This is a genomic window from Pararhizobium sp. DWP3-4 (assembly GCF_049898205.1).
Classification (GTDB): Bacteria; Pseudomonadota; Alphaproteobacteria; order Rhizobiales; family Rhizobiaceae; genus Pararhizobium.
Genome location: NZ_JAFCXF010000001.1, coordinates 500924 through 522156, shown reverse-complemented (window position 1 = coordinate 522156; position 21233 = coordinate 500924). Strand labels below are relative to the sequence as shown.

17 protein-coding genes and 1 riboswitch are annotated in these 21233 nt (G+C 61.6%); of the genes, 10 read left to right on the top strand and 7 right to left on the bottom strand.

The window, feature by feature from the left end; all coding sequences use genetic code 11:
• Nucleotides 1–63 precede the first annotated feature (63 nt).
• From ACP7E6_RS02475 to ACP7E6_RS02460, 4 genes are all read left to right on the top strand, one after another.
• Complete coding sequence (locus ACP7E6_RS02475) at nucleotides 64–936, top strand: ABC transporter permease (RefSeq protein ID WP_426122639.1); 873 nt, start codon at nucleotides 64–66, stop codon at nucleotides 934–936.
• Nucleotides 933–1721 carry an ABC transporter permease gene (locus ACP7E6_RS02470; protein WP_426227577.1) on the top strand — a complete coding sequence of 263 codons (789 nt, stop codon included), beginning with the start codon at nucleotides 933–935 and terminating at the stop codon, nucleotides 1719–1721. The genes ACP7E6_RS02475 and ACP7E6_RS02470 overlap by 4 nt, the downstream gene beginning before the upstream one ends.
• Nucleotides 1722–1735: 14 nt before the next feature.
• Nucleotides 1736–2800: an ABC transporter ATP-binding protein gene (locus ACP7E6_RS02465; RefSeq protein ID WP_426227575.1), complete on the top strand. Its 1065-nt coding sequence runs from the start codon at nucleotides 1736–1738 to the stop codon at nucleotides 2798–2800.
• A gap of 121 nt (nucleotides 2801–2921) precedes the next feature.
• Nucleotides 2922–3086, top strand: a riboswitch (FMN riboswitch).
• 95 nt (nucleotides 3087–3181) lie between these two features.
• Nucleotides 3182–3655, top strand: a complete 474-nt coding sequence (locus tag ACP7E6_RS02460) for a 6,7-dimethyl-8-ribityllumazine synthase (protein ID WP_426228518.1) — start codon at nucleotides 3182–3184, stop codon at nucleotides 3653–3655.
• A 41-nt stretch (nucleotides 3656–3696) separates the two neighbouring features.
• On the opposite strand, the gene ACP7E6_RS02455 is transcribed toward ACP7E6_RS02460, so the two are convergent.
• From ACP7E6_RS02455 to ACP7E6_RS02430, 6 genes are all read right to left on the bottom strand, one after another.
• Entirely contained in the window at nucleotides 3697–4080 is a 384-nt protein-coding gene (locus tag ACP7E6_RS02455) for a hypothetical protein (protein WP_426227573.1), read from the bottom strand.
• 196 nt (nucleotides 4081–4276) lie between these two features.
• On the bottom strand, nucleotides 4277–5938 hold the full coding sequence (locus tag ACP7E6_RS02450) for a urocanate hydratase (RefSeq protein WP_426227571.1): 1662 nt from the start codon (nucleotides 5936–5938) through the stop codon (nucleotides 4277–4279).
• Between the two features lie 150 nt (nucleotides 5939–6088).
• Nucleotides 6089–7186, bottom strand: coding sequence for a DUF917 domain-containing protein (locus ACP7E6_RS02445; protein WP_426227569.1), 1098 nt, complete (start codon nucleotides 7184–7186; stop codon nucleotides 6089–6091).
• Nucleotides 7186–8454 (bottom strand): Zn-dependent hydrolase, encoded by a 1269-nt coding sequence (locus ACP7E6_RS02440; RefSeq protein WP_426227568.1) that lies wholly within the window; start codon nucleotides 8452–8454, stop codon nucleotides 7186–7188. The genes ACP7E6_RS02445 and ACP7E6_RS02440 overlap by 1 nt, the downstream gene beginning before the upstream one ends.
• Entirely contained in the window at nucleotides 8454–9833 is a 1380-nt protein-coding gene (locus ACP7E6_RS02435) for a dihydroorotase (RefSeq protein WP_426227566.1), read from the bottom strand. The genes ACP7E6_RS02440 and ACP7E6_RS02435 overlap by 1 nt, the downstream gene beginning before the upstream one ends.
• A gap of 11 nt (nucleotides 9834–9844) precedes the next feature.
• Complete coding sequence (locus tag ACP7E6_RS02430) at nucleotides 9845–11371, bottom strand: aromatic amino acid lyase (protein ID WP_426227564.1); 1527 nt, start codon at nucleotides 11369–11371, stop codon at nucleotides 9845–9847.
• Between the two features lie 150 nt (nucleotides 11372–11521).
• Here ACP7E6_RS02430 and ACP7E6_RS02425 point away from each other — a divergent pair, with 150 nt between their 5' ends.
• On the top strand, nucleotides 11522–12916 hold the full coding sequence (locus ACP7E6_RS02425) for a LysR family transcriptional regulator (protein WP_426227562.1): 1395 nt from the start codon (nucleotides 11522–11524) through the stop codon (nucleotides 12914–12916).
• 84 nt (nucleotides 12917–13000) lie between these two features.
• Here the strand turns inward: ACP7E6_RS02425 and ACP7E6_RS02420 are convergent, their stop codons facing one another.
• Complete coding sequence (locus ACP7E6_RS02420) at nucleotides 13001–13972, bottom strand: GlxA family transcriptional regulator (protein WP_426227560.1); 972 nt, start codon at nucleotides 13970–13972, stop codon at nucleotides 13001–13003.
• A 112-nt stretch (nucleotides 13973–14084) separates the two neighbouring features.
• On the opposite strand from ACP7E6_RS02420, the gene ACP7E6_RS02415 reads away from it, so the two are divergent.
• From ACP7E6_RS02415 to ACP7E6_RS02395, 5 genes are all read left to right on the top strand, one after another.
• Nucleotides 14085–14987: a 3-keto-5-aminohexanoate cleavage protein gene (locus tag ACP7E6_RS02415; protein WP_426227559.1), complete on the top strand. Its 903-nt coding sequence runs from the start codon at nucleotides 14085–14087 to the stop codon at nucleotides 14985–14987.
• A gap of 190 nt (nucleotides 14988–15177) precedes the next feature.
• Entirely contained in the window at nucleotides 15178–16668 is a 1491-nt protein-coding gene (locus ACP7E6_RS02410; protein ID WP_426227557.1) for a carnitine 3-dehydrogenase, read from the top strand.
• A gap of 150 nt (nucleotides 16669–16818) precedes the next feature.
• Complete coding sequence (locus tag ACP7E6_RS02405; RefSeq protein ID WP_426227555.1) at nucleotides 16819–17979, top strand: acyl-CoA dehydrogenase family protein; 1161 nt, start codon at nucleotides 16819–16821, stop codon at nucleotides 17977–17979.
• 187 nt (nucleotides 17980–18166) lie between these two features.
• Nucleotides 18167–20221, top strand: a complete 2055-nt coding sequence (locus tag ACP7E6_RS02400) for an acetate--CoA ligase family protein (RefSeq protein WP_426227553.1) — start codon at nucleotides 18167–18169, stop codon at nucleotides 20219–20221.
• A gap of 5 nt (nucleotides 20222–20226) precedes the next feature.
• Nucleotides 20227–21009, top strand: a complete 783-nt coding sequence (locus ACP7E6_RS02395; protein ID WP_426227551.1) for a carnitinyl-CoA dehydratase — start codon at nucleotides 20227–20229, stop codon at nucleotides 21007–21009.
• Nucleotides 21010–21233: the final 224 nt, after the last annotated feature.

Below are 21233 nucleotides of genomic sequence, written 5' to 3'. Positions count from 1 at the left end.
AACAAGGCCTTCCCGCGATCGCGCGGGAAGGCTATTTTTCAATTTTCAAAACACGGTTTCCGGATGAGCGCCAACAGGGCCATTGATTTGAAGAAGACGGCCATCGACTGGCTCGGGATCACACCGTTTCTGCTGTTTGCAGTGATGTTCCTGATCGCCCCGACGCTCTATCTGGTCACCGGCGCCTTCCTCAATCCGGCGGGCGAATTCACCTTCGAGAACATTGGCGGGCTCTTCACCGACAAGATTCTCGCCTCCTACTGGATCTCCATTAAAATCAGCCTGGCCTCCTCGATCGGCGGTGCCCTGATCGGCTTTTGGCTCGCCTGGGCCGTGGTGCTCGGCGGCCTGCCCTCCTGGATCCGTTCATCGCTTCTGACCTTTTCCGGCGTCGCATCCAATTTTGCCGGCGTGCCGCTCGCCTTCGCCTTTCTGGCAACGCTTGGCCGCACCGGTCTCGTGACGATGATCCTGCGCGACTGGTTCGGCATCAATCTCTATGCCTCCGGCTTCAATCTGTTGAGCTTCATCGGCCTGACGCTGACATACATGTATTTCCAGATCCCACTGATGGTGCTGATCATCACCCCGGCGCTTGACGGTCTGAAAAAGGAATGGCGCGAAGCTGCCGAAATTCTCGGCGCGACCAACACGCAATACTGGACCAAGGTCGCCCTGCCGATCCTGTTCCCGAGCATCCTCGGCACGACGCTGCTCCTGTTCGCCAATGCTTTCGGCGCGATTGCGACGGCCTACTCGCTGACCGGCTCCACCTTCAACATCGTGCCGATCCAGCTCTATGCCCAGATCCGCGGCGACGTTCTGCACAATCCCAATCTCGGTTATGCTCTGGCGCTCGGCATGATCGTCATCACCGGCATTTCAAACCTCATCTACATCTGGCTGCGCATGCGTGCCGAACGGTGGCAGAAATGAAGACACAAAAAATCGGCGCCTGGCTCGCGATTTTCTTCGGTGCATCCTATTTTGTCGTGCCGCTGATCGCCACGTTCGAATTCTCGCTGCGCATGCGCCGTGGCGAATATTCCTTCGATGCCTATCGTTCGGTCTTTTCCGACGTCCAGTTCCGCGAATCCTTCAGCTACTCGATCGTGATGGCAATCCTGACGATCGTCTTTGGGGTGCTTCTGGTCGTGCCGACTGCCTACTGGGTTCGCTTGCGGCTGCCGCAGATGCGGCCGGTGGTCGAGTTCATCACCCTGATGCCGCTGGTCATTCCGGCCATCGTCATCGTCTTCGGCTATCTGCGGATCTACAATTCGTCCTCGTTCATTCCGTTCACCGGCTCGACGCGCGGCACCGATGCGCTTTTGATGTTCTCCTTCATGACGCTGTCGCTGCCCTACATGTACCGCTCGGTCGATACCGCGATGCGCACCATCGACGTCGGCACCTTGACGGAAGCGGCACAAAGCCTTGGCGCCTCCTGGCCGACCATCATGTTCAAATGCATTCTCCCCAATGTCATGAGCGGCGTTCTCTCCGGCGCCTTCATCACCTTTGCCATCGTCATCGGCGAGTTCACAATGCCGTCGCTGCTCAACCGCCCGGCCTTCGGTCCCTACCTGCAGCTGATCGGCGCCAACCGCGCCTATGAGCCGCCGGCACTCGCCGTCATCGCGTTCGCCATCACCTGGGGGTGCATGGTTCTTCTGCAGCTCGTTTCCCGTTTCAGCAAATCGGCTCCTTCCAAGCCCTGAGGTATTGATCGTCCATGTCCTTTCTCGAACTCGCCGGCATTCAGAAGAGCTTTGGCCCCGTACAGGTGGTCAAGGATTTCGACATGACCATCGAAAAGGGAGAATTCGTCTCCTTTCTCGGACCGTCAGGCTGTGGCAAGACGACAATTCTCAGAATGATCGCCGGCTTCGAGACGCCGTCGGCCGGAACGGTCATCATCAACGGCCGCAACCAGAATGAGCTGAAACCGAACCAGCGCAATATCGGCATGGTCTTCCAGGCCTATGCTTTGTTTCCGAACATGACCGTGCACGACAATGTCGCCTTCGGCCTGAAAATCGCAGGCATGGAAAAATCGGCTGTCGATGCCCGCGTCAAGGAAATGCTGGGCCTCATCCATCTCGACCATCTGGCCGACCGCTATCCCTACCAGATGTCCGGCGGCCAGCAGCAGCGTGTAGCGCTTGCCCGCGCCCTGGCACCCAAGCCGCAGGTGCTGTTGCTCGACGAGCCGCTATCGGCGCTCGACGCCAAGATTCGCGTGTCGCTGCGCGAAGAAATCCGGGCGATCCAGCAGAAGCTCGGCATCACCACGGTTTTCGTCACCCATGACCAGGAAGAAGCGCTGTCGATCTCCGACCGTATCGTCGTGATGAACGGCGGACGCGCCGACCAGATCGGCACGCCGTTCGACATCTACAACAAACCGGCCACACGCTTCGTTGCCTCCTTCGTTGGAACGCTGAACCTGATCGAAGCCAAGGTCGTCGATCCCGCCACCAACCGGATCATCATCGGTGACCAGGAGATCACGCTGCGCGAGCCGCTCGGCGCGATTGCCAAGGCCGGCGACAAGGTTTCGCTGGCACTGCGCCCGGAGGCGGGCTCGATCGCCGAAGGTGCCAAGGGCGATACCGCGCTCACCGGCGCAGTCGTCTCCTCGAACTTCCTCGGCTCGGTCATCCGCACCCGCATGAAGGTCGGCGACGCCGTCATTTCCTTCGACATGTTCAACGCGCCAGGCCTGATGCCGCCGGCTGTCGGCGAGATCGCCACATTGCGGTTCACCGCAAGCGACCTGCTGATCATCCGCGAGTAGCGCGATACTCGAAAAAATATGTTTCAGCAGATGGATTTTCAGGAAAAATCTGTCGCCTTTGTCGTTGTACGCGTCGCTCAGCGCATTTGACGCCCGCCTGCCGATCCTTATAGTTGACGCTGCACGTTCTCAGGGCGGGGTGAAACTCCCCACCGGCGGTAACGGGAAGCAATTCCCGGAGCCCGCGAGCGCTTCCCACCCGGATGCACGCATCCAGGTAGGAAGGTCAGCAGATCCGGTTGAATTCCGGAGCCGACGGTTAAAGTCCGGATGAAAGAGAGCAAGCAGACCAAGTGGCACCTTGTCAAAAGGGGTCGCTGCGCCTGCGTGTTCGCCCAAGGGGATCATTGAAAAATGGCAACCTTGAAAGGCCAGACCGACATGACAATCGCTTCCCACCCGACCCAGAAAATCGCCATCATCCGCGCGCGCTGGCACGCCGATATCGTCGATCAATGCGTCAATTCCTTTGTTGCCCACTGGCAGAAGCTTGGCGGCAACGCATCCGATGTCGAAATCTTCGACGTCCCCGGCGCGCTTGAAATTCCGCTGCACGCCCAAACGCTGGCCAGAACCGACCGCTTCTCGGCGATCATCGGCTCCGCCTTCGTCGTCGATGGCGGCATCTATCGTCACGATTTTGTTGCCGCAACCGTGCTCGATGGCATGATGCGCGTCCAGCTCGACACTGGTGTGCCGGTGCTCTCGACCGTCCTCACCCCGCATCACTTCCAAGAATCCGAACAGCATATCCGATTCTTTACCGACCATTTCGTCGTCAAGGGCGTGGAAGCGGCCAATGCCTGCTCGCAGATTCTGGCTGCACGCGCGCAGTTGGCGTTGGTCAACGCCTGATACCAGGCGCTGTGGAAGGGCAGCTTGACCTGCCCTTCTCACTATCGGCGATCATCCAGCCAATATTGCCGGTCACACCCAAACCGGCGCGCAACGCGGTCATCGGCAATGGCCGTCGATGCCTGATATTCCCTGTGGCCGTCCCTGACCGCTCGGCCGGGAACGATGATGTAACCATTATTGACAAGCTGCAATTTGAATTCGGTGAAATGGCGCTTGAAGCCGCTTTTCACACGGCTGAGGGGATATCGCCATCCGTTTCGGCAGGCTTTCACCAGGATGGCCGAGTAAAGCCGCCCGCTGATAATCCGCGCGTCGTCCTCGGAGATGATTTTTCCAGGGGAGAGTTCGTCGCCAGGCGAACTCGGCGGCACGCTCGAGAAAACCAGAGCAAGCGCGATGCATCCCCCCAGTGTCGCTTTCACGGCAACCTCCCTCGCAGCCTCAAGCCAGCCCGTCCCCTCCGCCTTTCAGGCCGGGGACAGGATGACACGTGGAGGGCAGAGTACAAGAGTTTATTTTAGAGAAACTAAATATATAAATCCGCAATGGCTCGCTTGCCGGCCATCAGGAAGACGGCGCTGGTCTCCGGCGCAAAAGGCGGCAACGGCGCGATCACCGTTAGTCGAGCGCGATGTACCCGATTCCTTTCTTGCCGATCTCGTCCACCGATTCCTCATAGCCCGCATCGGCGTAGCGGATGACGCCGAGCGACGTGTCGTTGGTCAGCGCGTGGCTGAGCCGTTCTGCGCCCGCCTCCGTTCCATCGGCAATCACAGTCACGCCGCAGCTGGTCATATAGCCGGCATAACCGCCGCCGCCGGAATGGACGACGACAAGGTCGGCCATCGACGAGCAGAGCAGCATCGCATCGAGCAATGGCCAGTCGGCTATGGCGTCGGAGCCGTCCTTCATCCGCTCGGTCATGATGTTCGGATGCGCCATGGCACCCGCGTCGAGATGATCGCGCGAAAAGGCAATCGGCCCCTTGAGCTCTCCGGATGCGACCAGTGCATTGACAGCCACCGCAAGCTGCGTCCGCTCGCCATGACCGAGCCAGGCAATGCGGGCGGGCAGTCCTTCGAACGGCACGTTTTCGCGCGCAAGGCGGATCCAGTTGGTGACGATCTTGTTGTCCGGGAACATCTCCAGCAACAGGTCGTCGATGCGGGCGATATCGCTCTCCTCACCCGACAGCGCCATCCAGCGGAAGGGGCCGATGGCGCGGGCAAACAGCGGCCGCAGATAGGCCTCGGTAAAGATGCGGATATCGAAGGCATTGGTCACGCCGCCCTCGCGCGCCTGGGTGCGGATCAGGTTGCCATTGTCGAAGACTTCCGAGCCCTTGGCCTGAAATTCCAGCATGGCTTTCACATGATCGACGATCGAAGCGCGGCTGGCGGCCATCAGTTGCCCCTGCCCGTCGATGCGCAGCCGCTTGACCTCCTCGATGCTCATGCCTTTCGGTACATAGCCATAGACGAGATCATGCGCCGAGGTCTGGTCGGTGACGATATCCGGCACGATGCCGCGCCTGGCTATTTCCGGGTAAAGCGCAGCCGCATTGCCGACAAGGCCGATGGAGGTAGCGCGCTTCTCCTTGACCGCCTGATCGATCATCGCCAACGCCGTGTCGAGATCGGGCGCCACATGTTCGAGATAGCCGATTGCCTTGCGCTTCTCCGCACGGACGGGATCGATATCGATGCACAAGATCGCCGCGCCCGCCATGCGGCCCGCCAGCGGCTGCGCACCACCCATGCCGCCAAGGCCCGCCGTCAGAATGAACCGCCCGGCCAGATCGCCACCGAACCGGTTTTCGGCAATGCGCATGAAGATTTCATAGGTGCCCTGAATGACCCCCTGGCTGCCGATATATTGCCAGGCGCCGGCCGTCAGCCCACCCCAGCAGATCAGCCCCTGCTTTTCCAGCTCGTAGAACACCTCGGCCTTCGCCCACTGGCCGACGATGTTGCAATTGGCCATGATCACCAGCGGCGCCTTGGCATGGGTCTTGAGCAGGCCCACCGGCTTCCCCGACTGGATGACCAGCGTCTGGTCCTCGTCCATCTCCAGCAGCGTCCTGACGATTGCCTTGTGGGACGCCCAGTTGCGCGCAGCCTTGCCGAGCGCTGCATAAACGATCAGATTGTCCGGATCCTCGCCGACCGACAGCACATTCTCCAGAAGCCGCAGCAAAGCCTCCTGCCGCCACCCCTTGGCACGCAGCTCCGGGCCACCGGGGATGGGGAAGTTGGGGTGACGGGGGTTTGGTTTGGGCATGGTGTTGTCCTTGATCGCTTCGTTGCACGAGCCGTTGCGGCAGTCTCCCACCTCCCCTTGAGGGGGAGGTCGCGCGGAACGCGCGGGTGGGGTGATCGTTAGGTGAGCAAAAAATCACCCCACCCCGGCGCTACGCGCCGACCCTCCCCCTCAAGGGGAGGGTGAAAGTGCATACTTCGCCAGCTCGATCCCCATGGCCTTTTCTACCGAAGGATAGACGGTTGGATCAAGCACGCTGGAGGCCAGCGGAATGACGGTCTTCGGCACATGTAGAACGAAGATTTTCATGCCAACCTGCAACTGACCGACACTCAGCGGCTCGCCCTCCGGCGACAACGTGGTGATGACGTCGGGGAAGGTCGCAAGCCGCGTGCCGCCGGCGTTCTCGACGGCCATGTATTCATTCATGACGTGGAGTACCGTCGAGTCATCGCCCTTCCCGAGCGTCACCGTGCCGATGTCGAAAGCTTCCTTAGTGTAGATGACAGATTTGCCGGTGATGACGCCTTCCGCAAGGATCGTGCCGTTGGTGGTCTTGGCGATGGTATCGATGATGGCGCTGCCGCCCTTGCCTTCCGCCGCGATGATTGCCTCACCCAGAGTCAAGGCCAGCGAAATGCCGCCGAGCGCTGCATTCTTGCGGACATAGGACGCGCGCAGCGGATTGCGGCACGACGCGATGAAGCCGCCGGACATGTCGGATGCGGTGCGCAGGATCGGCGAAACCTTTGCGGTTGCGCCGCGCACGACAAGCTCGATATAGCGGTTCTCGTCGCGATTGCCGCCGACCGCCGTCTGGATCATTTGCTCGGGCGAACCCGCCATGCCGATCGACCCCATGTCGCCGGTCGGATGCGCTCGCATGTCGCCGACGGCATCCAAGACCTTGGTGCCGAGGATGGCCGATGGCAGCCAGCCGTTCAGCGTCGAGGACTTGCCGTTCTGCCCGACCATCAGCGCCGCAACCTTTTCGCCAAGCGCCTCCTGCAGCAGTTCGACCGCCTTGACGTAATCGACGCCCCGCATCTCCCAGGCCGTCGTCGAGGCTGGCGCACCGATGGCAGCGGCCGTTGCCACCCAGTCATCGGCGTCGAGTTCATCAATGGAGACCAGCTCCGGCTTGCCGATCGACACGGCAGCGTAGCCCAGCATGCGGCCATGATCGGCCCAGCCGCCCCCACCGGCGGCATAGACCGAACCGCCCTTGACGGCCGCCTCGACGTCCTTTTCCGTGAGTATCCGGCCCATCATTGCTCTCCCTGTAAATCGCTATCGAGCTTGCGCACGGCCTCGAACAGAACCGCCGTGCCCAGCGCCACATCGTCGTTTTCAGCCCATTCGTCCGGCGTATGCGAGCGGCCCTCGCGGCAGGCGATGAAGATCATCGCCGACTTTGAAATCCGGGCCATCCAGGCGGTGTCGTGCCCGGCACCGGACGCCATGCGCCGCCGCTTGGCGCCGACACGGTCACAGGCCTGTTCGAGATTGGCCATCACAAGCGGATCGGCGGGCGTTGGAAAATTATCCGAAATCAGCTTTGGCGAGGCGATCGACACGCCGGTTTCCCGCTGGATATCGACGGCGAGCTGATCGATCTCGGCAATGAACCGCTCCATGTCCGGCCGCAATTCCGCCCGTGCATCGATCAGGATGCGGGCACGCGACGGCACGACATTGGCGGCATTCGGCTCGATCGAGAATTCCCCAACTGTCGCTGTAAAATGCCCCTCGCCCCTGGCAAAATCCAAGGCCAGACGCTCAACCTCTCCGACCATCCGCGCCGCCGCCACGAGCGCATCACGCCTTTGGCCCATCGGCGTGGTACCGGCATGATCCGCCTGGCCATCGAAAAGGATCTCGATACGGGTAATACCCGAAATCGCCGTGACGATGCCGATATCGCAGCGCTCTGTTTCAAGGACTGGGCCCTGCTCGATATGCAGCTCCAGAAATGCCTTGATATCCGATCGCTTCTGCCGCGCCAGCCGCGACGGGTCGCCACCGGCATCGATCATGCCTTGCCGCAGCGTTAGTTCCCCTTGCGTCCGGCTCAGCCAGCCGTCCGGGATCAACCCCGCCAGACCACGGCTGCCGATGCAGGAGACGCCAAAGATCGACACCTCCTCGGCCAGGAAATCCACGACCTCCAGATCATGATCAAGCCGGAAGCCGGCATCGTTCAGGGCCTGCGCGACTTCAAGGGCTGCGGCAACCCCTGCAATACCGTCGAAACGCCCGCCTTCCGGCACCGTATCGGAATGCGAGCCGAGCATGATCGTGCCGAGCGCCGACTTGCGCCCCTTGCGACGGCCAATCAGGTTTCCGGACGCATCGATCCGGGTTTCCAGTCCGGCCGCCTTGAAGCGCTGTTCCAGAAAGGCGCGGCCGTCGAGAAACAGCGGCGTGAAGGCGCGCCGCGTGTAGGGCTTGTCCGGCTCGGTGATACGGGCAAGGCCCTTGATGATATCGGCGATACGCCCGGCATTGACGGGAAGATTGGTTTCGACTGCAGCCATCAGACGGCCTCGCGCAGCGGCAGGCTGGCGAGCGGCCGGACGAACTGACCGGCGCCCGGCGCTGCCAGCACCGTCTTGCCGTCGAAAACCTGTGCGCCCCGCTTATAAGTGGCTGCCACCCGCCAGGGCAGACGAATGCCGTTATAGGGCGACCAGCCGACGACATTGTTGCCACTTGCCGCTGCGTCATAGGTGTAGGGTTCCGGTATCAGCACGGCGATATCCGCGTCCTTGCCCACCTCCAGCGCGCCCTTCTGATGATCAAGCCGGAAATGCCGGGCGGGATTGAGCGACATCAGTTCGGCCGCGCGCGTCAACGAAATGCCGCGCTCGAGCAGACCTTTGATGAACAACGGGATCATCACCTCAAGCCCCGGAACGCCCGACGCGTTGGCGAGCATATCCGGATTGGTCTTGCGGTTTTCCGACCAGCTGACATGATCGGTCGAAACCATCGTCACCTTGCCATCGGCCACATGGCGCCAGAGCTTTTCCACCTCGGCGCGCGGCCGGATCGGCGGATTGATCTTGGCCTTGCCGCCCAGCCGCTTCACGTCGTTCTCCTCATCGAGGACAAGGTAGTGGATGCAGCATTCGATGGTGGCGCGAAAACCTTGAGCCCGATAGGCGGCCGCGATATCGTAGCCGCGCCCGACCGAGCAATGCACGACATGGGCCGGGCAGCCGGTCGCGGCTCCCGTTTCGTAAATCTGGTTGGTGGCAAGCAGTTCCGTCAGCGGCGGACGCGACAGCCCGTGTGCGCGATAATCGGTAATACCAGCCGCCTTGACCTTGCCGATCGCGGCCCGCACCGCCTCGTCGTCCTCGTTGTGCACACCGGCCGTCAGCCCGGTCGGCGCTATCGCCGCAAAACAATCCTCCAGCAGGCCGGCCGGAATGCGGGGAAACCGTTTCGGATCCGTACCGAACGTCGAGAACTTGAACGCGGCAACGCCGGCCTCGACCATTTCGCCGATCCGCGCCGGGCCTTCCTCCGGGTCGATCGTGCCGTAGAGCGCGAAATCGACGCGTGCCTGTTTTCCGGCATGATCGATCTTGCGCTTTACTGCGTCGGCCGAGCAGACCAGATCGCCTTCGTCATAGGGCATATCGACGATGGTGGTGACGCCGCCTGCTGCCGCCGAGCGCGTCGACCAGATGAAATCCTCCTGGTCCTTCTGCGAGAGCGAATGCACCTGCGCATCGATGGCGCCGGGCAGGATCAGCGCGCTGCCGAGATCGTGGCGCTCGCGAGCTCCCGGCATGGCGCCCTGCCCGACGAACGCGACTTTGCCATCGCGCACGGCGACAAATCCGCCTTCGACGACACGATCGGCAAGAACCACGGTGCCTTTCAGAACCAGATCGAAGTCAGACATGTTTGTCTCCCTTACTGTCCGAGCGCGAAGAAATCGTCGAATTCGGGCATCGGCGCCGCGGCCACGATCGCCTCCAGCAGACGCCCGCAGGCAAATTCATGGTGCAGAAGTTCAATCTCTTTGGAGAGCGGCCGGTCCCTGAGATAGATCGGGCAGACGGCCCGCACCCGGTCATAGGCAATCTGGGTTACGCCCTGCGGCATATCGCCCAGGAGATCGACGGCCTGTGCCGACAGCATGGCCTCAATCGCCGCCATCTGCCGGAGGTCGCGCACCTGCGTTTCCATGCGCTCCACGATCAAGGGCAGGAAGGTCGCCTCTTCTTCCAATCCGCCGGCAACGACGATCGATTGCGCCGACAGGGGAACTGCCAGCGACTGGACGCGCATATAAAGCTCGACCACCAGCTTCATCACCGGGCCAAGGCCGCTGGCGACCTCGCCGGGTGCGACCAGATTGATCGGCAGGTTTCGCCGGACGCCATTGGACAAGAGAATGCAGCGGTTGAGCACGTTGCGGGCCACATGCGAAAAGGCGATCTGCGCCGTCTCGATATAGAGCGTCGTCGTCAGAGGCAGCGATGCCCCGGACGCATGCACCTGTCCGCCGAGCACCACCGGATTGTCGTCGGACAGATAGGTCGCATCGACCAGCCGTTCGGCAGCAACCAGCAGCGTATCGACGGCAGCACCAAAAACCTGGGCGGTCATCCGCAGGCTGAGCGGATCATGGATCGCCGTCGCCAACGGCCAGTCGACACAATCGGACTGGCCATAAAGCCACGAGCCGACAAGCGCTTCGCCGCGTGTTCCCAGGGTTGCCGCAACACGCCAGGGATCGGCCGATGCGCCGAGCGCCAGCGACGACATCAGCCCGGTGGTCATCAGCACACGCACCGCAGAGGCCGCCTCGCGCAGCACGTCGGCTGCGGCAGCAAACGCCGTCGCGTTGACGCTGAGGGCGGCCAGCGCATCGCGCGGCAGCATGACGAAAGGTTCGAGCCCGGCGCGGCGCAACGCTTCGCCCGCATCGAGCAACTCATCCTCGAAAAAAGCCTGGCCTGTGCCGGTCAGTACCGAGGCGACCTGCCCCATCAGGCCGATATCGGCGCAACCGATCGAGCCATGGCGATGGACGGCCGGAACGACGCCGCGCTCCAACAGCGCCAGGAACGCCTTGACGAGATCGACGCTGCAGCCGGTATGACCGCCGAGAGCCGTGTTGATGCGGATGGCAATGGCCTTGCGCACGATGGCCTTGGAAAACAGCGGACCGGTGCCAAAATGATGGGCCTTGACCAGCGCCGTGTTGAATTCCGCGAGATCATCGACCGTCCACAACCGATCCTTCATCGAGCCGACCCCGGTGTTGGCGCCATAGACCGGCAGGCCCATGGCGATACGATCGGCGATGATTTTGTGCGCGGCCTCCACCCGGTCGAACGACTGGTTGGCGACAACGGGCACGAACAGGCCGGAGCCGATTTTCTCCAATGCGGAGAAATCCAGCGGATTGCCGTTGAGAAGGATGGTTTTCATCGATGCATGCATGCTTTGACTCACCTTGTTGGCGACATGCTATGCCCAATATCCCGGTTCGTGTTATATCCCAAAAATGAAACGCGAGATGCCGATAACGGTACAGACTGGCAGCAGCCTTTAATTTCACTTTGAGGATCAAGATCGCCGATGGACATCGCCACCCTTGCCCTAGTCCACGCGGTCCTTGAAGAGCGCGGAATCCGCCGGGCGGCAAAGGTGAGCGGCAGGCCACCCGCAAGCGTTAGCGCAGCCTTGAAACGCTTCGAAGCCGCCATCGCCGTCCCACTTGTCCGGCGCGAACGCGGCAATCTCGTGCCGACGCTGGAGGCGCAGAGCCGGATGGCCGACCTTGCGGCCGCAAACGAGGCGATCCAATCCCTCTTACGGCCTGCAACGACCTCAGATCCCCGGCCAGAACCACCACGATCGAATAGTTTTCAGTCGCCTCCCTCTTCTCCCCAGCGGGGAGAAGGTGGCCCGAAGGGCCGGATGAGGGGGCGACAAGCTGTGAATGTGCCGAACCGCCCCCTCATCGCCTCACTGCGTTCGGCACTTCTCCCCGCCGGGGAGAAGAGGGAGAGCATCGCCAACGCTCACATTCTTTGTTCAATACCCTCGATCAGCCTGACCGCGCTGGAACGCTTTGTCAGCGTCGCCCGTAGCGGCAGCATTCGCGGCGCCGCCAAGACGTCGGCAACCGGCCAACCGCAGCTGACGCGGCAGATGAACGATCTGGAACGGGACCTCGGCTATACGCTCATGATCCGTTCGCCATCCGGTATCACCTGCACGGCCGAAGGGTTGGCGGCAATCCCGGTCATCGAAAACCTGCTCGACATCTGGCGCAGGCTGTCGCGGGCCTCAGGCGACCGGTTCCGCCGGGCAGCGGCGACCTGGCGGTTTGGCTCCGTGATGCCGCTGGGGCCTGAAAGCGAGATCGCCCGCATGCTGGCCGCACTGACTGCCAAGTGGCATCGCGCCCGCCCGCGCCAGCCGCTGTTCGTTTCCAGTACGACCGCCGACGAACTGATTGCCGGTTTGAAGAACCGCCGCTTCGACGTGGTGCTGCTTGATCTGGAAACATTCCCGTCCGAGTTCGAAGGCGGTCTGATCTCGCGCACGCCGCTGGCGCTCGCCGGCCACCCGTCGCTGTTTGCCAAACACGGCGACGATATCGCCGCATTGCTGCAGGCCAATCCGATCGCAGTGCCCAGCCTCAAGAGCGGACTACGCCAACAGGCGGCCCATTTCATCGAGGCGGCGCTCACCGAACAGGAGCGCAACCGGCTGACCTTGACCGAAGTCGATTCGATCCCCGTCATCCTCAATCTGGTGATGGACCACGGCTATCTTTCGGTGCTGCCGGAAAGCTCCGCCGCCCGCTTCCGAAATCCCCCGGCGATGCATAGGCTCGGCCCAGACTACATGCAAAGCCTGTCGCTGGCCTGGCAGAAAAACGCGCTCTCCCGGCAGGTTGCGGAAGCGATGCTCGGCATGATGCTGGCAGAGCAGACATCCGGCATCGCGGTTGATCCAGATTGAATCACTTCCTGCACGACGGGCGGCAAACCCCTGATCAGACTCGCGAATCTGCCACCCGTTGAATCACTGCATGAACTCGCCGTCTCAGCTCTTCAGCTTGACCCGCCTGCGCGTCTCGCTCGGGCTTTCGCGGTAGTGGGCGCGATAACTGCGGGAAAAAGCCGAGGAGGAATTGAAGCCGGTGGCAGCGGCGATATCGGCGAAATCGGCCCGGGTTTCGATCACATTGCGCCGCGCCGCATTTAGCCGCAGTGCCAGGTAATGGGCATGCGGCGCCACCCCCATCGTCTCCTGAAACAGGTCCTGCAGATGGCGGGCGCTGACCCCCGTCCGTCGGGCGAGACGGGCAAGCGTCAAGGGCGCATCGACGGTCTCCTCCATCAGCTTGACGGCCGACCCGACCCGGGCATCGAGGATGCGCATATTGCCGATGGCAGGCATCTGCAAAAGGTCTCCTCGCGTGCGCTCCTGTTCGTAGATGAACAGGCGCGACACTTCGAGCGCCAGGGAATAGCTGTGCTGGCGGCGGATCAGTTCCAGCATCAGGTCGAGCGTCGGCAACGATCCGCCGGTGGTGATCCGCTTGCCGTCGATGACGAAACGCTCGCGCACCATATTGATCTGCGGATAGGCGGCGGCAAAATCCTCAAAATCCTCCCAGTGATTGGTGGCCGAGAAATTGTCGAGCAGGCTGGTCTCGGCCAGAAACCAGCTGCCGGCCTCGATGCCCGCCATGACCTCGCGATGCCGTGCGGTTCTCGACAGAAGCATCTTCAGCTGCGTCGTCGCATAGGCCCGCCAATTGTAACTTGAGAGTACGAACAGCGGCGCCGTCTCGTTTTGCGGCCGGAACGGCCCGGAAACGGGGATCGGGATGCCGCTTTTGGTCTCGATCGTCTGGCCGTCCGGGCTGAAAATCTCCCAGTCGTAGAGCGCTTTTCCGGCAATGCGGTTTGCCGCGCGAAGCGGCTCGATCACCGATGCAACGAGGATCAGATTGGTCTCCGGCAACACCAGCAAGTCGAGGTGTTGGGTTCCATCGCTTGGAACGAGCATTCGTTCATCTCCGGATTTTTCTTCCGAAAATGTATAACAAACATCCACAAATGAAAAGCAGAGCCGTCATTCTTGGCTCGTAATGTACGCCAAGAACAAGGGGAGGCCTTTTATGCCATTGAGCATGAACCGCGACGTTTTCATCACCTGTGCAGTCACCGGATCCGGCGATACCGCCGGCAAGTCACCGCATGTGCCAAGATCGCCAAAGGAAATCGCCGCATCGGCCATCGATGCTGCCAAGGCGGGCGCTGCGATCGTCCATTGTCACGTCCGCGATCCCGAGACCGGTGCGCCGAGCCGCCGCAACGACCTCTACAAGGAAGTGACCGATCTCATCCGATCCGCCGATGTCGATGTGGTCTTGAACCTGACGGCCGGCATGGGCGGCGACATGATTTTCGGCAATGTCGAAAGCCCGCTGCCGCTCAACCCCAATGGCACGGACATGGCCGGGGCCACAGAGCGCGTTTCCCACGTCGCCGAATGCCTGCCGGAAATCTGCACGCTCGATTGCGGCACGATGAACTTCTCGCTCGGCGATTATGTCATGACCAACACGCCGTCGATGCTGCGCGCCATGGCCAAGATGATGACCGATCTGGGCGTGCGCCCGGAAATCGAGGCGTTCGACACCGGTCACCTCTGGTTTGCCAAGCAGCTCGTCGAAGAAGGCCTGATCGAGGACCCGGTGCTCATCCAGCTCTGCATGGGCATTCCGTGGGGCGCGCCCGACGACCTCAACACCTTCATGGCGATGGTCAACAACGTGCCGTCCAGCTGGACCTTCTCGGCCTTTTCGATCGGCCGCAACGCGCTCGCCTATCCGGCCGCAGCCGTTCTCGCCGGGGGCAATGTCCGCGTCGGGCTGGAAGACAATCTCTATGCCGGCAAGGGCCAGCTCGCCACCAATGCCCAGCTCGTCGAAAAAGCCGTCGGCGTCATCGAAGGCATGGGCGCGAAGATCATCGGCCCGGCGGAAGTGCGTGAGAAGCTGAAGCTGACGAAACGGTAGGAGCAAACCCCCTCCCAACCCTCCCCACAAGGGGGAGGGCTACATATGCGGCACCGTCCGCGCCAGAAAATTGAGCGCAGAGCAAGCTGAAACGTTGATGTGGATTGATGTTGGAGCGGCGAGTTAAGCCCCTCCCCCTTGTGGGGAGGGGTTTGGGGCGGGGCCTTAAAACAACAAAGGTGGAATACCAATGACCAAAATCACCAAGGCGGCCTGCATCGGCGGCGGCGTTATCGGCGGGGCCTGGGCGGCGCGCTTTATCCTTGCCGGCATCGACGTCAACATGTTCGATCCGCATCCGGAAGCCGAACGCATCGTCGGCGAAGTGCTGGCCAATGCCGAGCGCGCCTATGCCATGCTGACCATGGCGCCGCTGCCTCCGAAAGGAAAGCTGACCTTCGTCAAGAGCGTTGAAGAAGCGGTGCAAGGCGCTGACTGGATTCAGGAAAGCGTTCCCGAACGGGTGGATCTGAAGCGCAACGTCATCACCCAGATCGATGCCGCCGCCTCGCCGACAGCCCTGATCGGCTCGTCCACATCCGGCATCATGCCGACCGACCTGCAGCGCGACATGAAACATCCCGAGCGAATGTTCGTCGCTCACCCCTATAATCCCGTCTACCTGCTGCCGCTTGCCGAACTGGTCGGCGGCGAAAAGACCAGCAGAGCCACGTTGCAGGATGCGAAAGCCAAGCTTGCACCGATCGGCATGAAGGGCGTCATCATCAACAAGGAGATCGAAGCCTTCGTCGGCGACCGTCTTCTCGAAGCCGTCTGGCGTGAAGGCCTGTGGCTGATCAAGGACGATATCTGCGACACCGAAACGCTCGACGACGTCATCCGCTATTCGTTCGGCATGCGCTGGGCGCAGATGGGCATGTTCGAGACCTACCGAATTGCCGGTGGTGAAGCCGGCATGCGCCACTTCCTCGCCCAGTTCGGCCCCTGCCTGTCCTGGCCGTGGACCAAGCTGATGGATGTCGTCGATCTCGACGATGAACTGGTGAACAAGATCGCCGGCCAGTCCGATGCGCAGTCCGGCGCCCGTGGCATCCGCGATCTTGAGCGCATCCGCGACGAAAACCTCGTCGGCATCATGCATGCGCTGAAAAGCGGCGATGGCGGCAAGGGCTGGGGTGCGGGCAAGCTGCTCGCCGATTTCGAAGACAGCCTCTGGGCCAGCGCCGAAAAGCCGCAGACCGATCTCGGCCAAGCTAAGGCGATCCGCATCCTCGACACCAAGGTCAACGCCGCCTGGGTCGATTACAACGGCCACATGACCGAGCACCGCTACCTGCAGGTGTTCGGCGATACGTCCGACGGCATCCTGCGCCTGATCGGCGTCGATCTGGATTACGTCAGAAACGGTCACAGCTACTATACGGTCGAGACCCATATCCGCAATCTCGGCGAAGCCAAGCTCGGCGATGCGCTGTACTCGACCTGCCAGGTCCTGTCCTACGACGAGAAACGCCTGCACATCTTCTCGACCATCTACAACGCGACCACCCATGAGGCGGTGGCGACAGCCGAACAGATGATGCTGCACGTCGCCTCCAAGGAGAGCAAGGCCGTACCGGCCCCAGCTGCCGTGCTGGACCGGGTGAAGGCGATTGCGCAGGCACATGCGGCATTGCCGAAGCCGGAGGGTGCGGGACGGAGTGTTGGGCAGAAAAGGTAGTGATTTTCCCTCCCCCTTGTGGGGAGGGTGGCCCGCAGGGCCGGGAGGGGTTCTTTCTTTAAAAAATCCCCTCCCCAACCCTCCCCACAGGGGGAGGGAGCGCCTCGGAGCATGCCGCGCCCGAAGCACATAAAAAAGGAGGGATTTGATATGGATTTCGCACTGAACGAAGAACAGCAGATGATCGTCGATACCGTGCGAGGCTTCGTCGAGACGGAAATCTATCCGCACGAGAACGAGGTGGAGCGCACCGGTATCGTGCCGAAGGAACTTGGCCAGGAGATTGCGCGAAAGTGCAAGGATCTCGGCTTCTTCGCCTGCAACATGCCGGAAGAGGTCGGTGGTGCCGGCCTTGATCACCAGACGTTTACGCTGGTCGAGCGCGAGCTTGGCCGAGGCTCGATGGGCCTTACCGTGTTCTTCGGCCGCCCCTCCGGCATCCTCATGGCCTGCAACGACGAGCAGCGCGAAAAATACCTGATCCCCGCCGTCAAGGGCGAGAAATTCGATGCGCTCGCCATGACCGAGCCGGATGCCGGTTCCGACGTGCGCGGCATGAAATGTTTTGCCAAGCCCGATGGCGGCGACTGGATCGTCAACGGCACCAAGCATTTCATTTCGCATGCCAACATCGCCGATTTCGTCATCGTCTTCATCGCCACCGGCGAAGAGGAAACCCCGCGCGGCCCAAAAAAGAAGATCACCTGTTTTCTCGTCGATCGCGGCACACCGGGCTTTGAAATCCGCAACGGCTACGATTCGGTCTCGCATCGTGGCTACAAGAACTGTATCCTGTCGTTCGACGATTGCCGCCTGCCCTCGTCCGCCATTCTCGGCGAAGTCCACAAGGGTTTCGACATCGCCAATGACTGGCTCTACGCCACCCGCATCACCGTTGCCGCCACCTGCGTCGGCCGCGCCCGCCGGGTGTTTGACTATGCCCTACCCTATGCCGCCGAGCGCAAGCAGTTCGGCAAGCCGATCGGCGCCAACCAGGGCGTTTCCTTCAAGCTTGCCGACATGATCACCGAGATCGATGCGGCCGATTACCTGACGCTGGCGGCTGCCTGGCGGCTCGACCAGAAACTTCCGGCCAACCGCGAAATCGCCTCGGCCAAGCTCTACGCCTCGGAAATGCTGTCGCGCGTCACCGACGAGGCGATCCAGATCTATGGCGGCATGGGCTTGATGGACGACCTGCCGCTCGCCCGTTTCTGGCGCGACGCCCGTGTCGAACGCATCTGGGACGGCACCTCGGAAATCCAGCGTCACATCATCAGCCGCGACCTCCTGCGGCCGCTCGGAGCGTGAGGATGATCGACTCCGTGAAAAAGACCCCTCCCCAACCCCTCCCCACAAGGGGGAGGGACTTACCTGCGGCAAGCTCTCGCAAAACGGCGCCACTTGAATTTCTGCTGCCCATTTCCACTCCCAAGGGGTTCGGCTGGTTAAGCCCCTCCCCCTTGTGGGGAGGGGTTTTCCCTTCAGGAGTACCGCTATGACGCGATCCCTTGACCGCCTGATCCGGCCCCAATCCATCGCCGTCTTCGGTGGCAAGGAGGCGCGCCGGGTCATCGAACAATGCGACAAGATGGGGTTCACCGGCGATATCTGGCCCGTGCATCCGAAACAGGACGAAATTCTCGGCCGCCGCTGCTATCGCTCGGTGGCCGAACTGCCGGCAGCGCCCGACGCTTCCTTTGTCGGCGTCAACCGCCAGCTGACCATCGAGATCATCCGCGATCTGTCCGCAAGGGGTGCCGGGGGCGCCATCTGCTACGCATCCGGTTTTCGCGAAGCCGTTAGCGAGCTTGCCGATGGCAGCGACCTGCAGGAAGCGCTGGTCGCAGCCGCCGGTGACATGCCGATCGTCGGTCCCAATTGCTACGGCTTCATCAATGCGCTCGACGGCGCCCTGCTCTGGCCGGACCAGCACGGCATGCAGCGCGTCGAGCGCGGCGTTGCCGTTCTCACCCAGTCGTCAAACATCGCCTGCAATATCTCCATGCAGATGCGCGGCCTGCCGCTCGCCTATATCATGACGGCCGGAAATCAGGCGCAGACCGGCCTTTCCGAACTCGCCATCGCAGCACTCGAAGATCCGCGCGTGACCGCCGTCGGCCTGCATATCGAGGGCTTCGACAGCATCGAGGCCCTGCAGCGGCTGGCAACGCGGGCGCGCGAACTGAAAAAGCCTGTGGTCACCCTGAAGGTCGGAAAATCCGAAGCCGCCCAGCTGGCGACGGTCTCGCATACCGCATCTCTTGCGGGCAACGACGCCGTTTCAAGCGCCGTGCTCGAACGTCTCGGCATCGGCCGGGTCGATACATTGCCGGAACTGCTGGAAACCCTGAAACTGCTCCATCTGCACCCGCCGCTGAAAAACTATGACGTCTCCTCGATGAGCTGCTCCGGCGGCGAGGCTTCGTTGATGGCCGATGCAGGCGTGAAACGAAAAACCATGTTCCGGGCGCTGAAGGACGAGCAGCGCCAGCCCTTGCGCGAAAGCCTTGGCGAAATGGTCACCATCGCCAATCCGCTCGACTACCACACTTTTGTCTGGGGCAATCTGGAGAAGCAGACGATAGCGTTTACAGCGATGATGAAGGGCGATTATGCGCTGAATCTCATCGTGCTCGATTTCCCCCGACAGGACCGTTGCGACGCGGCCGACTGGAACACCACCTGCGATGCCGTGATTGCCGCCGAAAAGGCGACTGGCGCCGTTGCCGGTATCGTCGCCAGCCTTGGCGAAAATATGCCGGAAGACACGGCATTGTCGCTGATGGCTGCCGGTGTCGTTGCCTTCTCCGGCATCGACGAGGCGCTGGCTGCTGCCGAGATCTCGGCCGGCATCGGCGGCATCTGGGCGAAGCCGGCTCCGCCGCCGCTCCTGTCCGCACACGCGGAAGACGGAGAGATCATCACGATCAGCGAGAGCGAGGCTAAGGCCGAACTGGCGAAATTCGGTCTCGTGGTGCCGATAGGCAAAACTGCCTCCACGGCAGACGAAGCTGCTGACGCAGCCGAAACTCTTGGATTTCCCGTGGTACTCAAAGGTCTAGGCGTCGCCCACAAGACCGAAGCGGGAGCCGTCAAACTCAATCTGGCCGACCGCCAGTCGGTTCTGGACGCGGCAGACGCCATGAAAAGCGTCGCGTCCGGCTATCTCGTTGAAAAAATGATCGCAAAACCCGTCGCTGAAATCATCGTCGGGGCACTGCGAGATCCCGTCGCCGGACTGGTTCTCACCATTGGTGCGGGCGGCATTCTGGTCGAATTGCTGGAGGATTCGGCGATTTTGACCCTTCCAACCACGCCGGAAGCCATTACCGAGGCGATTTCCGGCCTGAAAATCAAAAAACTGCTCAATGGCTATCGCGGCGGCCCGAAGGGCGACATTCAAGCGCTCGCAACCGCTGTCGCTGCCGTCGCATCCTATGTCGCAGCAAACGCTACAATACTCGAGGAACTCGATATCAATCCTATCATGGTGTTGCCGCAAGGGTCTGGAACCGTTGCAGCCGATGCCCTGATCCGTCGAAGGAAATGACGCCTATGACCGGACCTATCAGAACCCGCCGCGAAGGCGGCATTCTCGAAGTCACCATCGATCGGCCGAAGGCCAACGCGATCGATCTGGTGACCAGCCGCATCATGGGCGAAATCTTTGCCGGTTTTCGCGATGACGAAACGTTGCGCGTCGCGATCATCACCGGCGCCGGTGAAAAATTCTTCTGTCCGGGATGGGACTTAAAGGCCGCTGCCGGCGGCGATGCGGTCGATGGCGACTACGGCATCGGCGGCTTCGGCGGCATGCAGGAACTGCGCGACCTCAACAAGCCGGTCATCGCTGCCATCAACGGCATCTGCTGCGGTGGCGGCCTCGAAATCGCCCTGTCGGCCGACATGATCCTCGCCGCCGAACACGCGACCTTCGCGCTACCGGAAATCCGCTCCGGGACCGTCGCCGATGCCGCCTCGATCAAGCTGCCCAAGCGCATCCCCTATCACATCGCCATGGATATGCTGTTCACCGGCCGCTGGCTGGATGTGACCGAGGCGCACCGCTGGGGCTTCGTCAACGAGATCCTGCCCGCGACCACGCTGATGGAGCGTGCCTGGGAACTCGCCCGCCTGCTCGAAAGCGGTCCGCCGCTGGTCTACGCCGCCATCAAGGAAGTGGTGCGCGCTGCCGAGGGCGAGGATTTCCAAACGACGATGAACAAGATCACCAAGCGCCAGTTCAAGACGGTCGACATCCTTTATTCGAGCGACGATCAGCTGGAAGGCGCGCGGGCCTTTTCGGAAAAACGCGATCCGGTGTGGAAGGGAAAATAACTGCCGCGCCGCATAAAGGACAACGGGGTGACAGGGCTTTCTGTGTCCCACTATCATAAGCCTAGCTTATGATAACTGCAAAATTTTTACGTGAATACAGAGTATCTCTCAGCAGATACCATTAATTTTAACGGGGTTTTCGGCGTCGAAACTCCCATTTCACGAAAGGCTCGATCGCGGCAAACCAACCGCAAAAGTGACTGGCCTACCTGCCCCCGGGCAAG

Coding starts and splice junctions, on each gene's coding strand:
- ACP7E6_RS02475 (WP_426122639.1), top strand. CDS start 64: ATGAGCGCCAACAGGGCCATTGATTTGAAGAAGACGGCCATCGACTGG.
- ACP7E6_RS02470 (WP_426227577.1), top strand. CDS start 933: ATGAAGACACAAAAAATCGGCGCCTGGCTCGCGATTTTCTTCGGTGCA.
- ACP7E6_RS02465 (WP_426227575.1), top strand. CDS start 1,736: ATGTCCTTTCTCGAACTCGCCGGCATTCAGAAGAGCTTTGGCCCCGTA.
- ACP7E6_RS02460 (WP_426228518.1), top strand. CDS start 3,182: ATGACAATCGCTTCCCACCCGACCCAGAAAATCGCCATCATCCGCGCG.
- ACP7E6_RS02450 (WP_426227571.1), bottom strand. CDS start 5,938: ATGCCCAAACCAAACCCCCGTCACCCCAACTTCCCCATCCCCGGTGGC.
- ACP7E6_RS02445 (WP_426227569.1), bottom strand. CDS start 7,186: ATGGGCCGGATACTCACGGAAAAGGACGTCGAGGCGGCCGTCAAGGGC.
- ACP7E6_RS02440 (WP_426227568.1), bottom strand. CDS start 8,454: ATGGCTGCAGTCGAAACCAATCTTCCCGTCAATGCCGGGCGTATCGCC.
- ACP7E6_RS02435 (WP_426227566.1), bottom strand. CDS start 9,833: ATGTCTGACTTCGATCTGGTTCTGAAAGGCACCGTGGTTCTTGCCGAT.
- ACP7E6_RS02430 (WP_426227564.1), bottom strand. CDS start 11,371: ATGAAAACCATCCTTCTCAACGGCAATCCGCTGGATTTCTCCGCATTG.
- ACP7E6_RS02425 (WP_426227562.1), top strand. CDS start 11,522: ATGGACATCGCCACCCTTGCCCTAGTCCACGCGGTCCTTGAAGAGCGC.
- ACP7E6_RS02420 (WP_426227560.1), bottom strand. CDS start 13,972: ATGCTCGTTCCAAGCGATGGAACCCAACACCTCGACTTGCTGGTGTTG.
- ACP7E6_RS02415 (WP_426227559.1), top strand. CDS start 14,085: ATGCCATTGAGCATGAACCGCGACGTTTTCATCACCTGTGCAGTCACC.
- ACP7E6_RS02410 (WP_426227557.1), top strand. CDS start 15,178: ATGACCAAAATCACCAAGGCGGCCTGCATCGGCGGCGGCGTTATCGGC.
- ACP7E6_RS02405 (WP_426227555.1), top strand. CDS start 16,819: ATGGATTTCGCACTGAACGAAGAACAGCAGATGATCGTCGATACCGTG.
- ACP7E6_RS02400 (WP_426227553.1), top strand. CDS start 18,167: ATGACGCGATCCCTTGACCGCCTGATCCGGCCCCAATCCATCGCCGTC.
- ACP7E6_RS02395 (WP_426227551.1), top strand. CDS start 20,227: ATGACCGGACCTATCAGAACCCGCCGCGAAGGCGGCATTCTCGAAGTC.